Source organism: Aeromonas sp. R7-2 (assembly GCF_040908105.1).
GTDB classification, from domain to species: domain Bacteria; phylum Pseudomonadota; class Gammaproteobacteria; order Enterobacterales; family Aeromonadaceae; genus Aeromonas; species Aeromonas caviae.
The window spans coordinates 1-20,326 of record NZ_JBFODC010000031.1; the positions used below are offsets into that span (position 1 = coordinate 1).

General features: G+C 56.3%; 18 protein-coding genes and 1 tRNA gene. All 19 read left to right on the forward strand.

Annotated features, from left to right (window positions below):
- Nucleotides 1-1,137 (forward strand): elongation factor Tu (gene tuf, locus AB5Y47_RS12825; protein ID WP_017788708.1); only part of this gene is annotated, 1,137 nt, incomplete at its 5' end.
- A gap of 52 nt (nucleotides 1,138-1,189) precedes the next feature.
- A tRNA-Trp gene (locus tag AB5Y47_RS12830) sits at nucleotides 1,190-1,266 on the forward strand.
- Between the two features lie 60 nt (nucleotides 1,267-1,326).
- The gene (secE, locus tag AB5Y47_RS12835) at nucleotides 1,327-1,698 is read left to right on the forward strand and encodes a preprotein translocase subunit SecE (RefSeq protein WP_010675960.1); all 372 of its coding nucleotides are present in this window, start codon (nucleotides 1,327-1,329) and stop codon (nucleotides 1,696-1,698) included.
- 9 nt (nucleotides 1,699-1,707) lie between these two features.
- Nucleotides 1,708-2,259 (forward strand): transcription termination/antitermination protein NusG, encoded by a 552-nt coding sequence (nusG, locus tag AB5Y47_RS12840; RefSeq protein WP_010675959.1) that lies wholly within the window; start codon nucleotides 1,708-1,710, stop codon nucleotides 2,257-2,259.
- A 134-nt stretch (nucleotides 2,260-2,393) separates the two neighbouring features.
- On the forward strand, nucleotides 2,394-2,822 hold the full coding sequence (gene rplK, locus AB5Y47_RS12845) for a 50S ribosomal protein L11 (protein ID WP_005306313.1): 429 nt from the start codon (nucleotides 2,394-2,396) through the stop codon (nucleotides 2,820-2,822).
- Nucleotides 2,823-2,826: 4 nt separating this feature from the next.
- A complete protein-coding gene (gene rplA, locus AB5Y47_RS12850) occupies nucleotides 2,827-3,528 on the forward strand; it encodes a 50S ribosomal protein L1 (RefSeq protein ID WP_010675958.1) in 702 nt (233 codons plus the stop codon).
- A gap of 256 nt (nucleotides 3,529-3,784) precedes the next feature.
- Nucleotides 3,785-4,285, forward strand: a complete 501-nt coding sequence (rplJ, locus tag AB5Y47_RS12855) for a 50S ribosomal protein L10 (RefSeq protein ID WP_042016252.1) — start codon at nucleotides 3,785-3,787, stop codon at nucleotides 4,283-4,285.
- A 51-nt stretch (nucleotides 4,286-4,336) separates the two neighbouring features.
- Complete coding sequence (rplL, locus tag AB5Y47_RS12860; RefSeq protein WP_010675957.1) at nucleotides 4,337-4,702, forward strand: 50S ribosomal protein L7/L12; 366 nt, start codon at nucleotides 4,337-4,339, stop codon at nucleotides 4,700-4,702.
- Nucleotides 4,703-4,925: 223 nt separating this feature from the next.
- On the forward strand, nucleotides 4,926-8,954 hold the full coding sequence (rpoB, locus tag AB5Y47_RS12865) for a DNA-directed RNA polymerase subunit beta (protein WP_010675956.1): 4,029 nt from the start codon (nucleotides 4,926-4,928) through the stop codon (nucleotides 8,952-8,954).
- Between the two features lie 91 nt (nucleotides 8,955-9,045).
- Nucleotides 9,046-13,350 carry a DNA-directed RNA polymerase subunit beta' gene (rpoC, locus tag AB5Y47_RS12870; protein ID WP_010675955.1) on the forward strand — a complete coding sequence of 1,435 codons (4,305 nt, stop codon included), beginning with the start codon at nucleotides 9,046-9,048 and terminating at the stop codon, nucleotides 13,348-13,350.
- Nucleotides 13,351-13,547: 197 nt separating this feature from the next.
- Nucleotides 13,548-14,264 (forward strand): transcriptional regulator, encoded by a 717-nt coding sequence (locus AB5Y47_RS12875; protein ID WP_010675954.1) that lies wholly within the window; start codon nucleotides 13,548-13,550, stop codon nucleotides 14,262-14,264.
- 26 nt (nucleotides 14,265-14,290) lie between these two features.
- Complete coding sequence (locus AB5Y47_RS12880; protein WP_010675953.1) at nucleotides 14,291-14,671, forward strand: RidA family protein; 381 nt, start codon at nucleotides 14,291-14,293, stop codon at nucleotides 14,669-14,671.
- 86 nt (nucleotides 14,672-14,757) lie between these two features.
- Nucleotides 14,758-15,150, forward strand: a complete 393-nt coding sequence (tusD, locus tag AB5Y47_RS12885; protein WP_043153907.1) for a sulfurtransferase complex subunit TusD — start codon at nucleotides 14,758-14,760, stop codon at nucleotides 15,148-15,150.
- Nucleotides 15,151-15,159: 9 nt separating this feature from the next.
- Nucleotides 15,160-15,516: a sulfurtransferase complex subunit TusC gene (gene tusC / locus AB5Y47_RS12890; protein WP_029314860.1), complete on the forward strand. Its 357-nt coding sequence runs from the start codon at nucleotides 15,160-15,162 to the stop codon at nucleotides 15,514-15,516.
- Between the two features lie 7 nt (nucleotides 15,517-15,523).
- Nucleotides 15,524-15,802, forward strand: coding sequence for a sulfurtransferase complex subunit TusB (gene tusB / locus AB5Y47_RS12895; protein ID WP_043153905.1), 279 nt, complete (start codon nucleotides 15,524-15,526; stop codon nucleotides 15,800-15,802).
- A gap of 181 nt (nucleotides 15,803-15,983) precedes the next feature.
- Nucleotides 15,984-16,358: a 30S ribosomal protein S12 gene (gene rpsL, locus AB5Y47_RS12900; protein ID WP_005306278.1), complete on the forward strand. Its 375-nt coding sequence runs from the start codon at nucleotides 15,984-15,986 to the stop codon at nucleotides 16,356-16,358.
- A 93-nt stretch (nucleotides 16,359-16,451) separates the two neighbouring features.
- A complete protein-coding gene (gene rpsG / locus AB5Y47_RS12905; RefSeq protein WP_010675949.1) occupies nucleotides 16,452-16,922 on the forward strand; it encodes a 30S ribosomal protein S7 in 471 nt (156 codons plus the stop codon).
- A gap of 75 nt (nucleotides 16,923-16,997) precedes the next feature.
- Nucleotides 16,998-19,103 (forward strand): elongation factor G, encoded by a 2,106-nt coding sequence (gene fusA / locus AB5Y47_RS12910; protein WP_010675948.1) that lies wholly within the window; start codon nucleotides 16,998-17,000, stop codon nucleotides 19,101-19,103.
- A 54-nt stretch (nucleotides 19,104-19,157) separates the two neighbouring features.
- Nucleotides 19,158-20,326, forward strand: a 1,169-nt coding sequence (gene tuf / locus AB5Y47_RS12915; protein ID WP_202041923.1) for an elongation factor Tu, incomplete at its 3' end; no start/stop codon positions are given.

Consider the following 20,326-nt stretch of genomic DNA (forward strand, 5'->3'; position numbering starts at 1 on the left):
ACCATCGGCCACGTTGACCACGGTAAAACCACCCTGACCGCCGCCATCACCAACGTGCTGGCCAAGCACTTCGGTGGTAAAGCTTTCGCCTTCGACCAGATCGACAAGGCACCGGAAGAGCGTGAGCGTGGTATCACCATCAACACCTCCCACGTAGAATACGACACTGCTACCCGCCACTACGCTCACGTAGATTGCCCGGGTCACGCCGACTACGTTAAAAACATGATCACCGGTGCTGCCCAGATGGACGGCGCAATCCTGGTAGTAGCAGCGACTGACGGCCCGATGCCGCAGACTCGTGAGCACATCCTGCTGGGTCGTCAGGTAGGCGTTCCGTACATCATCGTGTTCATGAACAAGTGCGACATGGTAGATGACGAAGAGCTGCTGGAACTGGTCGAGATGGAAGTTCGCGAACTGCTGTCCGAGTACGACTTCCCGGGTGATGACCTGCCGGTAGTACGTGGTTCCGCACTGAAAGCGCTGGAAGGCGAAGCTCAGTGGGAAGAGAAGATCCTGGAACTGGCTGGCCACCTGGACACCTACATTCCGGAGCCGGAGCGTGCCATTGACCAGCCGTTCCTGATGCCTATCGAAGACGTATTCTCCATCGCAGGCCGTGGTACCGTAGTTACCGGTCGTGTAGAGCGCGGTATCGTCAAGGTTGGTGAAGAAGTGGAAATCGTTGGTATCAAAGATACCACCAAGACCACCTGTACCGGCGTTGAAATGTTCCGCAAACTGCTGGACGAAGGTCGTGCAGGTGAGAACGTTGGCGCACTGCTGCGTGGCGTGAAGCGTGAAGACGTAGAGCGTGGTCAGGTACTGGCCAAGCCGGGCACCATCAAGCCGCACACCAAGTTCGAATCTGAAGTGTACGTGCTGTCCAAGGAAGAAGGTGGTCGTCACACTCCGTTCTTCAAGGGCTACCGTCCGCAGTTCTACTTCCGTACTACCGACGTGACCGGTACCATCGAACTGCCGGAAGGCGTAGAGATGGTCATGCCGGGCGACAACATCAAGATGGTTGTTACCCTGATTGCCCCGATCGCGATGGACGACGGCCTGCGTTTCGCCATCCGTGAAGGTGGCCGTACCGTAGGTGCTGGTGTTGTAGCCAAAGTTATCGCTTAATCTTGGCTTACATAAATAAAGCAAAGCCCCTATAATAGGGGCTTTCTTATGCAGGGGCGTAGTTCGAATTGGTAGAACAGCGGTCTCCAAAACCGATGGTTGCGGGTTCGAGTCCTGCCGCCCCTGCCATATACCTCGTCTCGTACGGGGCTTTTGTGTCTTTGGTTACGTCAGATACAGGTGGGTTGTATGAGTGTTAGTTCTGAGGGTCAGGGCGGAAGCAAGGATACCCTGCTTTGGGGCCTGGTTTTCATCATCCTGGCGGCCGCTGTAGTGGGCAATTACCTGCTGAGCGACGTTATTGCTGCCGTCCGCGCCCTGGGTGTGGTCGTTGTCATCGCTGCTGCCGGTGCAGTGGCCCTGCAAACCACCAAGGGCAAGGCAACACTGGCGTTTGCCCGTGAGTCTCGCCTGGAAGTCCGCAAGGTCGTATGGCCGACCCGTCAGGAAGCCATTCAGACAACCCTGATTGTGCTGGCGGTGACTGCCGTGATGGGGCTGCTGCTGTTCGTGTTGGACGGCGCCTTGGTCTGGTTGGTCAACCTGATTACCGGTGTGTAAGGATAAGCCATGACTGAACAACGTGAACAGCGTATGAGATGGTATGTCGTGCAGGCATTTTCCGGCTATGAAGGCCGTGTTGCCAAATCCCTGCGTGAACATATCAAGATGCATGGCATGGAAGAGCTGTTTGGTGAAGTGCTGGTCCCGACCGAAGAAGTGGTCGAGATGCGTGCTGGCCAGAAGCGCAAGAGTGAGCGCAAATTTTTCCCGGGATACGTCCTGGTCCAGATGGTGATGGATGAAACCACATGGCACCTGGTACGCAATGTACCACGTGTAATGGGTTTCATCGGTGGTACCTCCGATCGCCCTGCTCCTATCTCCGATAAGGAAGCGGACGCCATCCTCAATCGTCTGCAAGATGCCCACGACAAGCCGCGTCCTAAAACCCTGTTTGAACCGGGTGAGATGGTCCGGGTTGCCGATGGTCCGTTCGCCGACTTCAACGGTACCGTTGAAGAGGTGGACTACGAAAAGAGCCGCGTGAAGGTCTCCGTACTGATCTTCGGCCGCTCAACGCCGGTAGAACTGGATTTTGGTCAGGTCGAAAAAGGCTGATTAATCTCTGTACGTTTAACGGTTGTCAGGGGCAGCGATTATCTCTATAATTCGCTGCCCCTTTATTTGTTGGGGAGCCGTTTGCAGGAGCATGTCTCCGAGGCGTTAGAACCCATTTTTGAGGTATTTTTGTAATGGCTAAGAAAGTCACAGCTTATATCAAGCTGCAAGTTAAGGCTGGCAGTGCTAACCCCAGCCCTCCCGTTGGTCCTGCTCTGGGTCAGCACGGTGTGAACATCATGGAATTCTGTAAGGCATTCAACGCCCGTACAGAAAAGCTGGAAAAAGGTTCTCCGACTCCGGTCGTGATCACCGTTTACAGCGACCGTTCCTTCACCTTCGAAACCAAGACTCCGCCCGCTTCCTTCCTGCTGAAGAAAGCCGCTGGTATCCAGTCTGGTTCCGCCAAGCCGAACAAAGACAAGGTTGGTAAGGTGACTGTGGCTCAGCTGCAAGAAATCGCCAAGACCAAAGAGCCGGATATGACTGGTGCCGATCTGGATGCAAAAGTACGTTGCATCGCCGGTTCCGCTCGTTCCATGGGCCTGGTAGTGGAGGAGTAAGACAATGGCTAAACTGTCCAAGCGTATGCGCGTTATTCGCGAAAAAGTTGACGGTACCAAAGAGTACTCCATCAACGAAGCCATTGCCCTGCTGAAAGAACTGGCTACCGCCAAGTTCGTTGAAAGCGTTGACGTTGCCGTTAACCTGGGTATCGATGCTCGTAAATCCGACCAGAACGTACGTGGTGCAACTGTACTGCCGCACGGTACCGGTCGTGACATCCGTGTCGCCGTGTTCACCCAGGGTGCCAATGCCGAAGCCGCCAAGGCTGCCGGTGCTGAACTGGTTGGTATGGACGACCTGGCCGAGCTGGTCAAGAAAGGCGAGATGAACTTCGACGTCGTCATCGCATCCCCGGATGCCATGCGTGTTGTTGGTCAACTGGGTCAAATCCTGGGCCCGCGCGGTCTGATGCCGAACCCGAAAGTGGGTACCGTCACTCCGAACGTAGCCGAAGCCGTCAAGAACGCCAAGGCTGGTCAGGTTCGTTACCGTAACGATAAGAACGGTATCATTCATACCACTCTGGGCAAGGTCTCTTTCAACGAAGTTCAGCTGAAAGAAAACCTGGAAGCGCTGCTGGTTGCCTTGAAGAAGGCCAAGCCGTCCTCCGCCAAGGGTGTATTCATCAAGAAAGTCAGCATCTCCACCACCATGGGTGCCGGTGTTGCCGTAGACCAAGCTTCCCTGGAAGCTCAGGCCTAATTGATGGGTTTTACAAGGCGCAAAATTTAATCTATAATTTTGCGCCTTGATTGGTTGGGGGTTTCGACCTCCGTCCAAGACCGCAGGAGGCCGCAAAGCCTTAATTCTTCCTGCGTAGACGGTGCCGGAAACCCAGCGAGAAAGATTCTTTCTCTTCTGGAATCCTGCTACCGCATCGTTCCCCTCTGTTGTAAAGGTAGGGGGGATGTGTCAGTACTGGGTCAACAGACCCGGATTCAATCCAGGAGTTAAGCCAATGGCATTGGGACTCGAAGACAAAAAGGCAATTGTTGCTGAAGTCAACGAAGCTGCCAAAGGCGCTCTTTCTGCAGTTGTAGCCGATTCTCGCGGCGTCACTGTAGAGAAGATGACCGTCCTGCGTAAGACCGCTCGTGAAGCTGGTGTGTACATGCGCGTTGTGCGTAACACCCTGCTGCGTCGCGCGGTAGAAGGTACCGAATACGAGTGCCTGAACGACGCATTTACCGGTCCTACCTTGATTGCTTTCTCTAACGAACACCCGGGCGCTGCCGCTCGTCTGTTCAAAGAGTTTGCCAAAGCGAACCAAAAGTTCGAAATCAAGGCTGGCGCTTTTAACGGTGAGTTTATCGCCGCAGCACAAATTGATCGTCTGGCCACGCTGCCGACTTACGAAGAAGCAATTGCGAAGTTGATGGCTACCATGAAGGAAGCCTCTGCTGGCAAACTGGTTCGTACTATCGCTGCTGTTCGCGACCAGAAACAAGCTGCTGCTTGATTCTCGCCTATCTAGGCTGTTTGAGTTTATTCAACATCAGGAATTTTTGTCATGTCTATCACTAAAGACCAAATCATCGAAGCCGTTGCTTCCATGTCCGTAATGGAAGTTGTTGAGCTGATCGAAGCTATGGAAGAGAAGTTCGGTGTTTCTGCCGCTGCTGCCGTCATGGCCGGCCCGGCTGCTGCTGAAGCAGTAGAAGAGAAGACCGAGTTCGACGTAGTTCTGACTGCTGCTGGCGCCAACAAAGTTGCCGTCATCAAGGCCGTTCGTGGCGCTACCGGTCTGGGCCTGAAAGAAGCCAAGGACCTGGTAGAAGCTGCTCCGACCAATCTGAAAGAAGCCGTGTCCAAGGACGAAGCTGAAGCTCTGAAGAAAGAGCTGGAAGCTGCCGGTGCTTCTGTTGAGATCAAATAATCTGCATTTATGTAGATTAGCCTGATAAAACAGGCTAAGGCTGGTGAATCTTTATTCACCAGCCTTTTTGCGCTGTAGACTGAGAGTATTTCACACCGTTCACGACTCTCGGTGCACCAGCAATCCGGACCGCCTCATCGTCCGGGCCAACACAAAACGGTGTTGAGACAGAGCTGTCCCGTGGGGACAGAGTGGGTCACTTATCAGCGAGCTGAGGAACCCTATGGTTTACTCTTATACCGAAAAAAAACGCATACGTAAGGACTTCGGTAAGCGAGACCAGGTACTGGACACGCCTTATCTGTTGTCCATTCAGCTGGACTCCTTCAAGCAGTTCATCGAGGCTGACCCGGAAGGTGAGTACGGCCTAGAAGCCGCCTTCCGTAGCGTTTTCCCGATCACCAGTTACTCCGGTAGTGCTGAGCTTCAGTATGTCAGCTATCGCCTGGGTGAGCCGGTATTTGACGTAAAAGAATGCCAGATCCGTGGAGTGACCTACTCCGCGCCGCTGCGTGTCAAGCTTCGTATGGTTCTGTACGACCGTGAAGCAGCTGCCGGCACCGTCAAAGACATCAAGGAACAAGAAGTTTACATGGGCGAAATTCCGCTCATGACCGAAAACGGCACCTTTGTCATCAATGGTACCGAGCGGGTCATCGTCTCCCAGCTGCACCGCAGCCCGGGCGTCTTCTTCGACCACGATAAAGGCAAAACACATTCATCCGGTAAGGTGCTTTATAACGCTCGCGTTATCCCCTACCGTGGCTCCTGGCTGGACTTCGAGTTCGATGCGAAAGACAACCTGTTTGTCCGTATCGACCGTCGTCGTAAACTGCCAGCCTCCATTATTCTGCGCGCCCTGGACTTCAGCTCCGAAGAAATCCTGGCCACCTTCTTCGAGACCATCGGTTTCGAAGTGAAAGATGGCAAGTTGATGATGGATCTGGTGCCCGAGCGCCTGCGTGGCGAGACCGCGACCTTCGACATCATTGCCAATGGCGCCGTGGTGGTCGAGACCGGTCGTCGTGTCACTGCCCGTCACATCCGTCAGCTGGAAAAAGACGGCATCACTCAGATCGAGGTGCCGGTAGAGTATGTTGTTGGCAAAGTTGCAGCCAAGAACTATGCACATCCGCAGACTGGTGAAATGGTCGTGACTGCCAACCAGGCCCTGAGCCTGGAAGCAGTTGCCAACCTGTCCCAAGCCGGCTTCAAGCACTTCGAGGTTCTGTTCACCAACGAACTGGACCACGGTGCCTACATGTCCGAGACCCTGCGTATCGACTCCAGCTCCAGCCGCCTGGAAGCTCTGGTCGAGATCTATCGCATGATGCGTCCGGGCGAGCCGCCCACTCGCGAAGCGGCCGAACAGCTGTTCGAGAACCTGTTCTTCTCGTCCGAGCGTTACGACCTGTCTACCGTAGGTCGGATGAAGTTCAACCGCCGTCTGGGTCGTGAAGACGAGACTGGCGTTGGCGTGCTGACCAAGGACGATATCGTCGAGGTCATGAAGCGCCTGATCGACATCCGTAACGGTAACGACGAAGTGGACGATATCGACCACCTGGGTAACCGTCGTATTCGTTCCGTCGGTGAAATGGCCGAGAACCAGTTCCGTGTCGGTCTGGTCCGTGTCGAGCGTGCGGTGAAGGAGCGCCTGTCTCTGGGCGATCTGGACACCCTGATGCCGCAGGATCTGATCAACGCCAAGCCGATCTCCGCAGCGGTCAAAGAGTTCTTTGGTTCCAGCCAGCTGTCCCAGTTCATGGACCAGAACAACCCGCTGTCCGAAGTGACCCACAAGCGCCGTATCTCCGCGCTGGGCCCGGGCGGTTTGACCCGTGAGCGTGCCGGTTTCGAAGTTCGAGACGTACACCCGACCCACTACGGTCGTCTGTGTCCCATCGAAACGCCGGAAGGTCCGAACATCGGTCTGATCAACTCGCTGTCCGTGTATTCCCGCACCAACGAGTACGGTTTCCTCGAGACCCCGTACCGCAAGGTGATCGACGGTGTGATCACCGACGAAGTGGATTACCTGTCTGCGATTGAAGAAGGCAAGTACGTGATCGCACAGGCCAACGCCGCGACCACCGAAGATGGCCGTCTGAAAGATGAATTGATCCCGTGCCGTCACAAAGGTGAATCCACCTTTATGAACGCCGACCAGATCCAGTACATGGACGTGAGCCCGCAGCAGATCGTCTCTGTGGCAGCGGCCCTGATCCCGTTCCTGGAACACGATGACGCGAACCGCGCATTGATGGGTTCAAACATGCAACGTCAGGCTGTACCGACCCTGCGCGCTGACAAGCCGCTGGTAGGTACCGGTATGGAACGCGCAGTGGCCGTTGACTCCGGTGTGACCGTAGTGGCCAAGCGTGGCGGCATGATCGACTACGTCGATGCCTCCCGTATCGTTATCAAGGTCAACGAAGATGAGCTGCTGCCTGGCGAAGCCGGCATCGACATCTACAGCCTGACCAAATACACCCGTTCCAACCAGAACACCTGTATCAACCAGCGTCCGTGCGTGATGTTGGGTGAGCCGGTGATGGCGGGCGACGTGCTGGCTGACGGCCCGTCCACCGATCTTGGTGAACTGGCGCTGGGTCAGAACCTGCGCGTCGCGTTCATGCCGTGGAACGGTTACAACTTCGAAGACTCGATCCTGGTGAACGAGCGTGTTGTTCAGGAAGATCGCCTGACCACCATTCACATCCAGGAACTGGCCTGTATCTCCCGTGACACCAAGCTGGGTCCGGAAGAGATCACTGCTGACATCCCGAACGTGGGTGAAGCCGCTCTGTCCAAGCTGGACGAGTCCGGTATCGTCTACGTGGGTGCCGAAGTGAAGGGTGGCGACATTCTGGTCGGTAAGGTAACGCCGAAAGGTGAAACCCAGCTGACTCCGGAAGAGAAGCTGCTGCGCGCCATCTTCGGTGAGAAGGCGTCCGACGTGAAGGACTCTTCCCTGCGTGTACCGAACGGTGTGTACGGTACCGTGGTTGACGTGCAGGTCTTTACCCGCGATGGCGTGGAAAAAGACAAGCGCGCCAAAGAAATCGAAGAGATGCAGTTGAAGGAAGCGAAGAAGGACTTGACCGAAGAGTTCAAGATCCTGGAAGACGGCATTTTCGGCCGTTCCCGCAACCTGCTGCTGGCCGCCGGTTACAGCGAAGATCGTCTGAACAAGCTCGATCGTTCCAAGTGGTTTGAGCTGGCCATCGAAGATGAAGCCAAGCAAATCGAGCTGGAGCAGATCGCTGAACAGCACGTTGAGCTGAAGGCCGAGTTCGACAAGAAATTCGAGAACAAGCGTCGCAAGATCATCCAGGGCGATGACCTGGCGCCGGGCGTACTGAAGATCGTCAAGGTCTATCTGGCCGTCAAGCGTCGCATCCAGCCGGGTGACAAGATGGCGGGCCGTCACGGTAACAAGGGTGTTATCTCCAAGATCTGTCCGGTCGAGGATATGCCCCATGACGAGTACGGCCGTCCGGTCGACATCGTACTGAACCCGCTGGGTGTACCGTCTCGTATGAACATCGGTCAGATCCTCGAAGTGCACCTGGGCCTCGCGGCCAAGGGCATCGGCGAGAAGATCGACCGCATGATCAAAGAACAGCGCGAGCTGCACGAGATGCGCGAGTTCCTGCAACAGGTCTATGACCTGGGCGAGAAGGACTCCCAGCAAGTGAACATTGCCGAACTGTCTGACGACGACGTGCGTACCCTGGTGGGTAACCTGCGTAAGGGTCTGCCGGTGGCTACACCTGTCTTTGATGGTGCCAAAGAGCGCGAAATCAAAGCCTTGCTGAAGCTGGCCGATCTGCCGGAATCCGGTCAGATCTCCCTGTTCGACGGTCGTACCGGTAACGCCTTCGAGCGCAAGGTCACCGTGGGTTACATGTACATGCTGAAGCTGAACCACCTAGTAGACGACAAGATGCACGCGCGTTCTACCGGTTCCTACAGCCTGGTTACCCAGCAGCCGCTGGGTGGTAAGGCGCAGTTCGGTGGTCAGCGGTTCGGTGAGATGGAAGTGTGGGCCCTGGAGGCTTACGGTGCGGCATATACCCTGCAGGAAATGCTGACCGTCAAGTCTGACGATGTGAACGGCCGTACCAAGATGTACAAGAACATCGTGGATGGCGACCACCGTATGGAGCCGGGCATGCCCGAATCCTTCAACGTATTGCTGAAGGAAATCCGCTCTCTGGGTATCAACATCGAGCTGGACGAAGAGTAAGAGCTCGCTCTTATTGTTCGAGAATTGACGTGGGCGCCCCGCTGTTTCGGCAGCCGGGGCGCCGAGGTTAGACTCCTGACAGGGGAAACACGTGAAAGACTTACTCAAGTTTTTGAAGGCTCAGACCAAGACCGAAGAGTTTGACAGTATCAAGATCGGTCTGGCCTCTCCTGACATGATCCGCTCCTGGTCATTCGGTGAGGTCAAAAAGCCTGAGACCATCAACTACCGGACTTTCAAGCCGGAGCGTGATGGTCTGTTCTGCGCCCGTATCTTCGGACCGGTGAAGGACTACGAGTGTCTGTGCGGCAAGTACAAGCGCCTGAAACACCGTGGTGTGATCTGCGAGAAGTGCGGTGTAGAAGTGACCCAGACCAAGGTCCGTCGTGAGCGCATGGGCCACATCGAGCTGGCCAGCCCGACTGCCCACATCTGGTTCCTGAAGTCCCTGCCGTCCCGTATCGGTCTGCTGCTGGACATGACCCTGCGTGACATCGAGCGCGTGCTGTATTTCGAATCCTATGTAGTGATCGAACCCGGCATGACCAACCTCGAGCGCAGCCAGATGCTGTCCGAAGAGAACTATCTGGACGCACTGGAAGAGTGGGGCGACGAATTCGACGCCAAGATGGGTGCCGAGGCCATTCTGGCCCTGCTGCGCGCCATCGATCTGGAAGGTGAAGTCAAAGCCATGCGTGAGGAGCTGGATCAGACCAACTCCGAGACCAAGCGCAAGAAGACCACCAAGCGTCTGAAGCTGATGGAAGCCTTCCTGCAATCCGGCAACAAGCCGGAGTGGATGATCATGACAGTGCTGCCCGTGCTGCCGCCGGACCTGCGTCCGCTGGTACCGCTGGACGGCGGCCGTTTCGCGACCTCCGATCTGAACGATCTGTACCGTCGCGTGATCAACCGTAACAACCGCTTGAAGCGTCTGCTGGATCTGGCTGCGCCGGACATCATCGTGCGCAACGAAAAGCGCATGCTGCAAGAGTCCGTGGATGCCCTGCTGGACAACGGCCGTCGTGGTCGTGCCATCACCGGTTCCAACAAGCGCCCGCTGAAATCCCTGGCCGACATGATCAAGGGTAAGCAAGGTCGTTTCCGTCAGAACCTGCTGGGTAAGCGTGTCGACTACTCCGGTCGTTCCGTTATCACCGTAGGTCCGACCCTGCGTCTGCATCAGTGCGGTCTGCCGAAGAAGATGGCACTGGAACTGTTCAAGCCCTTCATCTACGGCAAGCTGGAATCCCGCGGTCTGGCGACCACGATCAAGGCCGCCAAGAAGATGGTGGAGCGCGAAGAAGCCGTCGTTTGGGACATCCTGGACGAAGTGATCCGCGAACACCCGGTTCTGCTGAACCGTGCACCGACCCTGCACCGTCTGGGTATCCAGGCGTTTGAACCGACCCTGATCGAAGGGAAGGCCATCCAGCTGCACCCGCTGGTTTGTGCTGCGTATAACGCGGACTTCGACGGTGACCAGATGGCGGTCCACGTACCGCTGACCCTGGAAGCCCAGCTGGAAGCGCGCGCCCTGATGATGTCCACCAACAACATCCTGTCGCCTGCCTCCGGTGAGCCGATCATCGTTCCTTCCCAGGACGTGGTCTTGGGTCTGTACTACATGACCCGTGCCCGTATCAACGCCAAGGGCGAAGGTATGGTGCTGTCCGGTCCGAAAGAGGCCGAGAAGGTCTACCGTGCCGGTCTGGCCGACCTGCATGCTCGCGTCAAGTGCCGCATCACCGAGTACGTGAAGAACGAAGCCGGTGAGCTGGTTGCCAAGACCGAGATGAAGAACACCACCGTTGGTCGTGCGATCCTGAGCCTGATCCTGCCCAAAGGCATGGAGTACGCGCTGATTGACGAGCCCAAGGTACTGACTGCTGCAGAGCAGGCTGATCTGGACGCCAACCCGCAGAACTGGATCAAGTGCGTCTCCAACAAGGCGCTGGGCAAAAAGCTCATCTCCCGTCTGCTGAACACCTGCTATCGCAAGCAGGGCCTGAAGGATACCGTCATCTTCGCTGACCAGCTGATGTATACCGGTTTCCACTACGCGGCCCTGTCCGGTGCCTCTGTTGGTATCGATGACATGGTCATCCCGGATGCCAAGAAAGACATCATCGCTGCTGCAGAAGCCGAAGTCGCCGAGATCCAGGACCAGTTCCTGTCCGGTCTGGTGACCGCGGGCGAACGCTACAACAAGGTTATCGATATCTGGGCCAGCGCGAACGATCGCGTCTCCAAGGCCATGATGGACAACCTTTCCAAGGAGCGTAACGTCAACTCCCTGGGCGATGAGGAAGAGCAAGCCTCCTTCAACAGCATCTTCATGATGGCCGACTCTGGTGCGCGGGGTTCCGCCGCCCAGATCCGTCAGCTGGCCGGTATGCGTGGCCTGATGGCGAAGCCGGATGGCTCCATCATCGAAACGCCGATCGTGGCGAACTTCCGTGAAGGTCTGAACGTACTGCAGTACTTCATCTCCACTCACGGTGCTCGTAAAGGTCTGGCGGATACCGCGCTGAAGACAGCGAACTCCGGTTACCTGACCCGTCGTCTGGTTGACGTGGCCCAGGACATGGTGATCACCGAGGACGATTGCGGCACTACCGACGGTCTGTGGATGACTCCGCTGATCGAGGGTGGCGACGTGGTCGAGCCGCTGCGTGAGCGCGTGTTGGGTCGTGTGGTGGCCGAAGACGTGATCAAGCCGGGTACCGAGGATGAAGTGCTGGTAGCGCGCAACACCCTGCTCGACGAGCAGCTGTGTGACCTGCTGGAGCGCAACTCCGTCGACCGCGTGAAGGTACGTTCTGCCATCACCTGTGAGACCGACTTCGGTAACTGTGCTCACTGCTACGGCCGTGATCTGGCCCGTGGTCACCTGGTTAACAAGGGTGAGGCTGTCGGTGTTATCGCCGCTCAGTCCATCGGTGAACCGGGCACCCAGCTGACGATGCGTACCTTCCACATCGGTGGTGCCGCATCCCGAGCGGCTGCCGAGAGCAGCATCCAGGTGAAGAACACCGGTAGCATCAAGTTGCAGAACGCCAAGTTCGTTCTGAACAACTCTGACAAGCTGGTTATCACCTCCCGTTCTACCGAGCTGACCATCATGGACGAGATGGGCCGTACCAAGGAAAGCCACAAGCTGCCTTACGGTTCCGTGCTGGAAGTGAAGGATGGCGAAGCGGTGAACGCCGGTGATACCGTCGCGAACTGGGACCCGCACACCCACCCGATCATCACCGAAGTGGCGGGTCGCCTGCACTTCGAACACATGATCGACGGTGTGACCATCACTCGTCAGACCGACGAGCTGACCGGTCTCTCTTCCATCGTCGTGCTGGATGTCAACGAGCGTCCGAGCGCCGGTAAAGAGATGCGTCCGACCGTGAAACTGGTCGATCTGAACGGCAAGGATGTGATGATCCCGGGCACCGACGTTCCCGCCCAGTACTTCCTGCCGGGCAAGGCGATCGTGAACCTGGAAGATGGTGCCAACGTGGGCGTGGGTGATGCGGTTGCGCGTATCCCGCAAGAGTCCAGCGGTACCAAGGACATCACCGGTGGTCTGCCGCGCGTTGCGGATCTGTTCGAAGCACGTCAGCCGAAAGAGCCGGCCATCCTGGCCGAGATCTCCGGTACCATCTCCTTCGGGAAAGAGACCAAGGGCAAACGCCGTCTGGTCATCACCCCGACCGATGGTGGCGAGATCTACGAAGAGATGATTCCGAAATGGCGTCACCTCAACGTGTTCGAAGGTGAAAAAGTTGAGAAGGGTGAAGTGCTGGCGGACGGTCCCGAGTCTGCTCATGACATCCTGCGTCTGCGCGGTATCAGCCCGGTCGCCAACTACATCGCCAACGAAGTGCAGGACGTTTACCGTCTGCAAGGCGTTAAGATCAACGACAAGCACATCGAAGTCATCGTGCGTCAGATGCTTCGCAAGTGCGAGATCCTGAGCGCTGGCGACACCGACCTGATCGAAGGTGAGCAGGTTGAAGTGGCCCGTGTGAAGATTGCCAACCGTAAACTGGTTGCCGAAGGCAAGACCCCGGCTACCTACCGTCATATCCTGATGGGTATTACCAAGGCATCTCTGAGCACCGAGTCTTTCATCTCCGCGGCGTCCTTCCAGGAGACCACCCGCGTGCTGACCGAAGCGGCCGTGGGTGGCAAGCGTGATGAACTGCGCGGCCTGAAAGAGAACGTGATCGTGGGTCGTCTGATCCCGGCTGGTACCGGCTTTGCCTACCACCACAGCCGCATCAACCAGCGTGCCGCCGCAGCCCGTGCTGTCGGTGTGCCGCAGGTGACTGCCGATGAAGCTCAGCAAAACCTGGCGGATCTGCTCAACGCAGCCGGCAGTTTTGACGAAGAGTAATCTTCCGCTGCAGTGATCGAAAAGGGCCCCTTCTAGGGGCCCTTTTTTTATTTCCCATCCGGCGCCCAGCGTGCACTGGGCTGGGGCAGGGGGATGATCCAGTGCAAGGTTATAGAGCAAAAAATCAAAAAAAGTTGACATTGCCCCGTCGCAACTGAAAACTCGGGAAAGTTGAATGGGTATTACAGGGGTAGAACATGGCTGTCGGTATCGAGGAAGTACTGCTTCCCGAAGAGCAACTGAGCGGTCGCGCTTTTACAGACGAAGACAGGGAGCTGTTGCGTTCATATGGGGGCCTTATCGAAGGCCTGGCCGATCTGTTCGGCAAGCACTGCGAGGTGGTGCTCCACTCCCTGGAAAATCTGCATGAGTCCGTGATCCAAATAGCGAATGGTTTCAATACGGGTCGAACTCTGGGGGCGCCGATCACCGATCTCGCCCTGCGGATGCTCAAGGATATCGAGAGCACGGGTCAGGATCACACCCAGAGTTATTTTGCCCGCAGTCGGACCGGTGCCTTGATGAAGTCGAGCACCATCGCCATCCGTAACCGCGACAAGCAGGTGATCGGCCTTATCTGCATCAACCTGCACATCAATGCACCTTTCCACGAGTTCGTGGCCGAATTCTTCCCGACGCCACAGCAGGTGGAGCGGCAATCACCGGAGACCTTCGCCAACAGCGTCGAAGAGCTGGTTGCCCAGACGGTGGACAACACCATCGACGAGATCAATCGTGATCCCTCCGTGGCCAACAATGCCAAGAACCGTTTTATCGTGACCCAGTTGTTCGAGAAGGGCATATTTGATATCAAGGATTCGATCAACCTGGTCGCCGACAAGCTGAATATTTCCAAACATACCGTGTATCTCTACATCCGACAGCGCAAGCAGGGTGAAGAAGAGAGCGAGTAAGCGCCATAGATAGGGGATAGATAACAATGGCTAAAGAAGTGATTGCAACCGACAAGGCGCCTGCCGCAATTGGCCCTTATGTCCAGGCTACCAAGCTGGGTGAGCTGGTCTTTACCTCCGGGCAGATCCCGCTCGATCCGGCCACCATGGACATCGTTGCCGGTGGCATCGAGGCTCAGGCAGAGCAGGTGATGAAGAATCTGGTCGCAGTCTTGAAAGCCGCAGGGGCCGATACCAGCAAGGTACTGAAGACCACCTGCTTCCTGAGTGACATGAACAACTTCGTGGCCTTCAACCAGGTGTATGCCCGCTACTTTGGCGAATCCGCTCCGGCACGTTCCTGCGTGGAGGTCGCTCGTCTGCCCAAGGATGTGCTGGTCGAAGTCGAAGCCATCGCTTACGTCTGAGCCTGTTTCATTGCAAAAGCCCCTCCCAGGAGGGGCTTTTGCGTCTATGAGGTAGAATGGATGCACCGCTGTGCAGGAGTGCGATCATGAGTCTGAATTTTGCTCTGCTGGTCACCGGGCCCGCCTATGGCACCCAGACGGCCAGCACGGCCTATCGTTTTGCCCTGAGTCTGGTCGAGCAGGGACACCGCTTGTCCCACCTCTTCTTCTATCAGGAGGGGGTGTGCAATGCCAATGGCCTCCATACGCCAGCCAGCGATGAGACCGACCTGGTGGCGTTGTGGCGCGAGTTGGCCATCCAGCAGGGCATCCGTATCGATGTGTGTGTGGCTGCGGCCATGCGCCGTGGCGTGCTGGATGAGCAGGAGGCCAAGGGAATGGGACGGGAGCATTTCAATCTGGAAGCACCATTCTGCCTGAGCGGGCTCGGTCAGTTGGCGGAAGCCGCACTGACCGCTGATCGCTTCGTTCAGTTCTAGGGGGACAAAATGACCAGAATAGCGTTTATCTCACGGCGTGGTCCCCATGGTTCGGCGAGTGGTCGGGAGGGGCTGGATGCTCTGCTGGCCACCTCTGCATTGACGGAGTCCCTGGCACTCTTTCTGGTGGGGGATGGCGTAATGCAACTGGTGAGGGAGCAATCACCACACGCCATATTGCAGCGTCACTACGCCCCGACCTTCAAGATGCTGGAACTGTATGACATCGAGGAGATCTATGTCTGTGCGGTGTCACTGGCTGAGCGAGGACTGACGGCGGCGGATCTGCTAATCCCAGTTATTCCGCTCTCTCCTGCGGAAATTCGCCGTAGCTGGGCGGGTTTCACCACCCACATCTGCTTCTGAGGTGTCCGTGATACAGCTGATATTGAACTCTCCCTTCATGAGCCAGGATCTCGAGTTGGCGTTGCGTTACCGCATGGAAGGGGATCTGGTGGTGTTGATGCAGGATGCCGTGATGGCGGCGGCTGCCCCCGGGTGGTGCGAGCGCTTGGCAGACGTCCCCCTTTACGTCATGAAGGAAGACCTGCAAGCGAGAGGCTTGTCATCCGGGATCGGGATGGAACTCGATATGCCGGGTTTGATCAGGTTGATCGCCGAGCACGGATCACCGCAGACCTGGGGCGGTTAGACTTGGTTTTCCTTTTTATCTCAGTTGCTTAGCATAATGTCATTCGACTGTCATTTGCCATTTCGGTGTGCAAATTGTATAAATCTTGACTCCCCAGACAACAGGGCATAAAATTTCGCGTCCCCGTATCTGCGGGGAGGATTTTTCACACGTTTATGAAGTCATTATCAGGAGCCTTTTGATGGCAACTATTAACCAGTTGGTTCGCAAGCCACGCATCAAGCTCGTTGTGAAAAGCAACGTGCCGGCGCTGGAAGCGTGCCCTCAGAAGCGTGGTGTATGCACCCGTGTATACACCACCACCCCGAAGAAGCCTAACTCTGCACTGCGTAAAGTATGCCGTGTACGTCTGACCAACGGCTTCGAAGTCACCTCCTACATCGGTGGTGAAGGTCACAACCTGCAAGAGCACTCTGTTGTTCTGATCCGTGGCGGTCGTGTAAAAGACTTGCCAGGTGTTCGTTATCACACCGTTCGTGGTGCGTTGGACTGTGCCGGTGTTAAAGACCGTAAGCAGGCTCGCTCCAAGTACGGCGTGAAGCGTCCGAAAGCTTAATGGTTCTCCGTTAAGTAAGGCCAAACGTTAATTCGTTTCTAGTTAGATAACTTTCTAGTTTTGGGTAACCCCTGAAGTTACGGAGAATTTGAAATGCCAAGACGTCGTGTTGTTGGTCAGCGTAAAATCCTGCCGGATCCCAAGTTCGGATCTGAGCTGCTGGCTAAATTTGTCAACGTAGTAATGGTTGACGGTAAGAAATCTGTTGCAGAAGCCATCGTTTATGGCGCCCTGGACATCATTGCCACCAAATCTGGCAAAGAGCACCTGGCCCTGTTCGAAGTCGCTCTGGACAACATTCGTCCGGCGGTCGAGGTTAAATCTCGTCGCGTCGGTGGTGCAACCTATCAGGTGCCGGTAGAAGTTCGTCCGGTACGTCGCAATGCTCTGGCAATGCGCTGGTTGGTTGATGCCGCTCGTAAACGTGGTGAAAAATCAATGGCTCAGCGTTTGGCTGGCGAGCTGCTGGATGCCGCTGACAATAAGGGTTCGTCTGTCAAGAAACGTGAAGACGTTCACCGTATGGCTGAAGCGAACAAGGCCTTCGCTCACTTCCGCTGGTAATCCGCTTGCGCAGGGTCTTATGACTCTGCGCACCTTTAATTATCTGGGGACAAGCGCCCTAGTAAGAGGATGACAATGGCTCGTACAACCCCCATTGAGCGTTATCGTAATATCGGTATCTCCGCTCACATCGACGCCGGTAAGACTACTACTACCGAGCGCGTTCTGTTTTACACCGGTGTAAGTCACAAGATCGGTGAAGTTCACGATGGCGCCGCCACCATGGACTGGATGGAACAGGAACAAGAGCGTGGTATCACCATCACCTCCGCCGCGACCACCGCTTTCTGGTCCGGTATGGGTAAACAGTTCCAACCGCACCGTATCAACATCATCGATACCCCGGGCCACGTTGACTTTACTATCGAAGTAGAGCGTTCCATGCGTGTTCTGGATGGCGCCGTGATGGTGTACTGTGCCGTAGGTGGCGTACAGCCCCAGTCTGAAACCGTATGGCGTCAGGCTAACAAGTACAAGGTTCCCCGTATCGCGTTCGTCAACAAGATGGACCGTACCGGTGCCAACTTCCTGCGCTGCGTTGAGCACATCAAGACCCGTCTGAAAGGTAACCCGGTTCCTCTGCAACTGAACATCGGTTCCGAAGAGAACTTCAAGGGCGTTATCGACCTGGTCAAGATGAAAGCCATCAACTGGAGCGAAGCTGACCAGGGCGTATCCTTCGACTACGAAGACGTCCCGGCTGAGTTGCTGGAACAGGCGCAAGAAATGCGCATGAACCTGGTTGAAGCCGCTGCTGAAGCGTCTGAAGACCTGATGGAAAAATACCTGGGTGGTGAAGAACTGACTGAAGAAGAGATCAAGAAAGCTCTGCGTCAGCGTGTTCTGAACAACGAAATCATCCTGGTTACCTGTGGCTCCGCGTTCAAGAACAAGGGCGTACAGGCCATGCTGGATGCCGTGGTCGAGTACCTGCCGGCTCCGACCGACGTTGCTGCTATCGACGGTCTGAAGCTGGATGGCGAGACCAAGGACGAGCGTCACGCTTCCGATGACGAGCCGTTCTCTGCTCTGGCATTCAAGATTGCTACCGACCCGTTCGTGGGCAACCTGACCTTCTTCCGTGTTTACTCCGGTGTGGTCAACTCCGGTGACTCCGTGCTGAACTCCGTTAAAGAGAAGCGCGAGCGTTTCGGCCGTATCGTTCAGATGCACGCCAACAAGCGTGAAGAGATCAAAGAAGTTCGCGCAGGCGACATCGCTGCTGCCATCGGCCTGAAGGACGTCACCACCGGTGACACCCTGTGTGACGAAAGCGCACCGATCATCCTGGAGCGTATGGAATTCCCGGAACCGGTAATCTCCATCGCCGTTGAGCCGAAATCCAAGGCTGACCAAGAGAAGATGGGCCTGGCTCTGGGCCGTCTGGCTCAGGAAGATCCGTCCTTCCGCGTATGGACCGACGAAGAATCTGGCCAAACCATCATCGCCGGTATGGGTGAGCTGCACCTGGACATCATCGTTGACCGTATGCGTCGCGAGTTCAAGGTAGAAGCCAACGTAGGTAAGCCGCAGGTTGCCTACCGTGAAACCATCCGCAACACCGTCAAGGATATTGAAGGCAAGCATGCCAAGCAGTCCGGTGGTCGTGGTCAGTACGGTCACGTCGTTATCGACATGTACCCGCTGGAAGAAGGCAAAGCCTACGAATTCGTCAACGACATCAAGGGTGGCGTGATTCCGGGCGAATTCATCCCGGGTGTTGACAAGGGTATCCGCGAGCAGCTGAAGTCCGGCCCGCTGGCAGGCTATCCGGTAATGGATCTGGGTGTACGTCTGCACTTCGGTTCCTACCACGATGTCGACTCTTCCGAGCTGGCGTTCAAGATCGCTGCTTCTCTGGCGTTCAAGGCTGGCTTCATGAAGGCCAACCCGGTACTGCTCGAACCGATCATGAAGGTCGAAGTCGAGACTCCGGAAGACTACATGGGCGACGTGATCGGTGACCTGAACCGTCGTCGCGGCCTGATCGAAGGCATGGAAGATGGCCCGTCCGGCAAGATCGTACGTGCGCTGGTGCCGCTGGCCGAAATGTTCGGTTACGCCACCTCCCTGCGTTCTGCTACCCAGGGTCGTGCTTCCTACGCCATGGAATTCGCCAAGTATCACGATGCCCCGACCAACGTCGCCCAGGCCGTGATCGAAGAGCGCAAATCCAAGTAATTTAAGATTCCCCGCCTACGACGGTAGGCGGGTTTAACCTAGAAGGACTACGTCGTGTCTAAAGAAAAATTTGAGCGTAATAAACCGCACGTAAACGTCGGCACCATCGGCCACGTTGACCACGGTAAAACCACCCTGACCGCCGCCATCACCAACGTGCTGGCCAAGCACTTCGGTGGTAAAGCTTTCGCCTTCGACCAGATCGACAAGGCACCGGAAGAGCGTGAGCGTGGTATCACCATCAACACCTCCCACGTAGAATACGACACTGCTACCCGCCACTACGCTCACGTAGATTGCCCGGGTCACGCCGACTACGTTAAAAACATGATCACCGGTGCTGCCCAGATGGACGGCGCAATCCTGGTAGTAGCAGCGACTGACGGCCCGATGCCGCAGACTCGTGAGCACATCCTGCTGGGTCGTCAGGTAGGCGTTCCGTACATCATCGTGTTCATGAACAAGTGCGACATGGTAGATGACGAAGAGCTGCTGGAACTGGTCGAGATGGAAGTTCGCGAACTGCTGTCCGAGTACGACTTCCCGGGTGATGACCTGCCGGTAGTACGTGGTTCCGCACTGAAAGCGCTGGAAGGCGAAGCTCAGTGGGAAGAGAAGATCCTGGAACTGGCTGGCCACCTGGACACCTACATTCCGGAGCCGGAGCGTGCCATTGACCAGCCGTTCCTGATGCCTATCGAAGACGTATTCTCCATCGCAGGCCGTGGTACCGTAGTTACCGGTCGTGTAGAGCGCGGTATCGTCAAGGTTGGTGAAGAAGTGGAAATCGTTGGTATCAAAGATACCACCAAGACCACCTGTACCGGCGTTGAAATGTTCCGCAAACTGCTGGACGAAGGTCGTGCAGGTGAGAACGTTGGCGCACTGCTGCGTGGCGTGAAGCGTGAAGACGTAGAGCGTGGTCAGGTACTGGCCAAGCCGGGCACCATCAAGCCGCACACCAAGTTCGAATCTGAAGTGTACGTGCTGTCCAAGGAAGAAGGTGGTCGTCACACTCCGTTCTTCAAGGGCTACCGTCCGCAGTTCTACTTCCGTACTACCGACGTGACCGGTACCATCGAACTGCCGGAAGGCGTAGAGATGGTCATGCCGGGCGACAACATCAAGATGGTTGTTACCCTGATTGCCCCGATCGCGATGGACGACGGCCTGCGTTTCGCCATCCGTGAAGGTGGCCGTACCGTAGGTGCTGGTGTTGTAGC

Coding starts and splice junctions, on each gene's coding strand:
- secE (WP_010675960.1), top strand. CDS start 1,327: ATGAGTGTTAGTTCTGAGGGTCAGGGCGGAAGCAAGGATACCCTGCTT.
- nusG (WP_010675959.1), top strand. CDS start 1,708: ATGACTGAACAACGTGAACAGCGTATGAGATGGTATGTCGTGCAGGCA.
- rplK (WP_005306313.1), top strand. CDS start 2,394: ATGGCTAAGAAAGTCACAGCTTATATCAAGCTGCAAGTTAAGGCTGGC.
- rplA (WP_010675958.1), top strand. CDS start 2,827: ATGGCTAAACTGTCCAAGCGTATGCGCGTTATTCGCGAAAAAGTTGAC.
- rplJ (WP_042016252.1), top strand. CDS start 3,785: ATGGCATTGGGACTCGAAGACAAAAAGGCAATTGTTGCTGAAGTCAAC.
- rplL (WP_010675957.1), top strand. CDS start 4,337: ATGTCTATCACTAAAGACCAAATCATCGAAGCCGTTGCTTCCATGTCC.
- rpoB (WP_010675956.1), top strand. CDS start 4,926: ATGGTTTACTCTTATACCGAAAAAAAACGCATACGTAAGGACTTCGGT.
- AB5Y47_RS12875 (WP_010675954.1), top strand. CDS start 13,548: ATGGCTGTCGGTATCGAGGAAGTACTGCTTCCCGAAGAGCAACTGAGC.
- AB5Y47_RS12880 (WP_010675953.1), top strand. CDS start 14,291: ATGGCTAAAGAAGTGATTGCAACCGACAAGGCGCCTGCCGCAATTGGC.
- tusD (WP_043153907.1), top strand. CDS start 14,758: ATGAGTCTGAATTTTGCTCTGCTGGTCACCGGGCCCGCCTATGGCACC.
- tusC (WP_029314860.1), top strand. CDS start 15,160: ATGACCAGAATAGCGTTTATCTCACGGCGTGGTCCCCATGGTTCGGCG.
- rpsL (WP_005306278.1), top strand. CDS start 15,984: ATGGCAACTATTAACCAGTTGGTTCGCAAGCCACGCATCAAGCTCGTT.
- rpsG (WP_010675949.1), top strand. CDS start 16,452: ATGCCAAGACGTCGTGTTGTTGGTCAGCGTAAAATCCTGCCGGATCCC.
- fusA (WP_010675948.1), top strand. CDS start 16,998: ATGGCTCGTACAACCCCCATTGAGCGTTATCGTAATATCGGTATCTCC.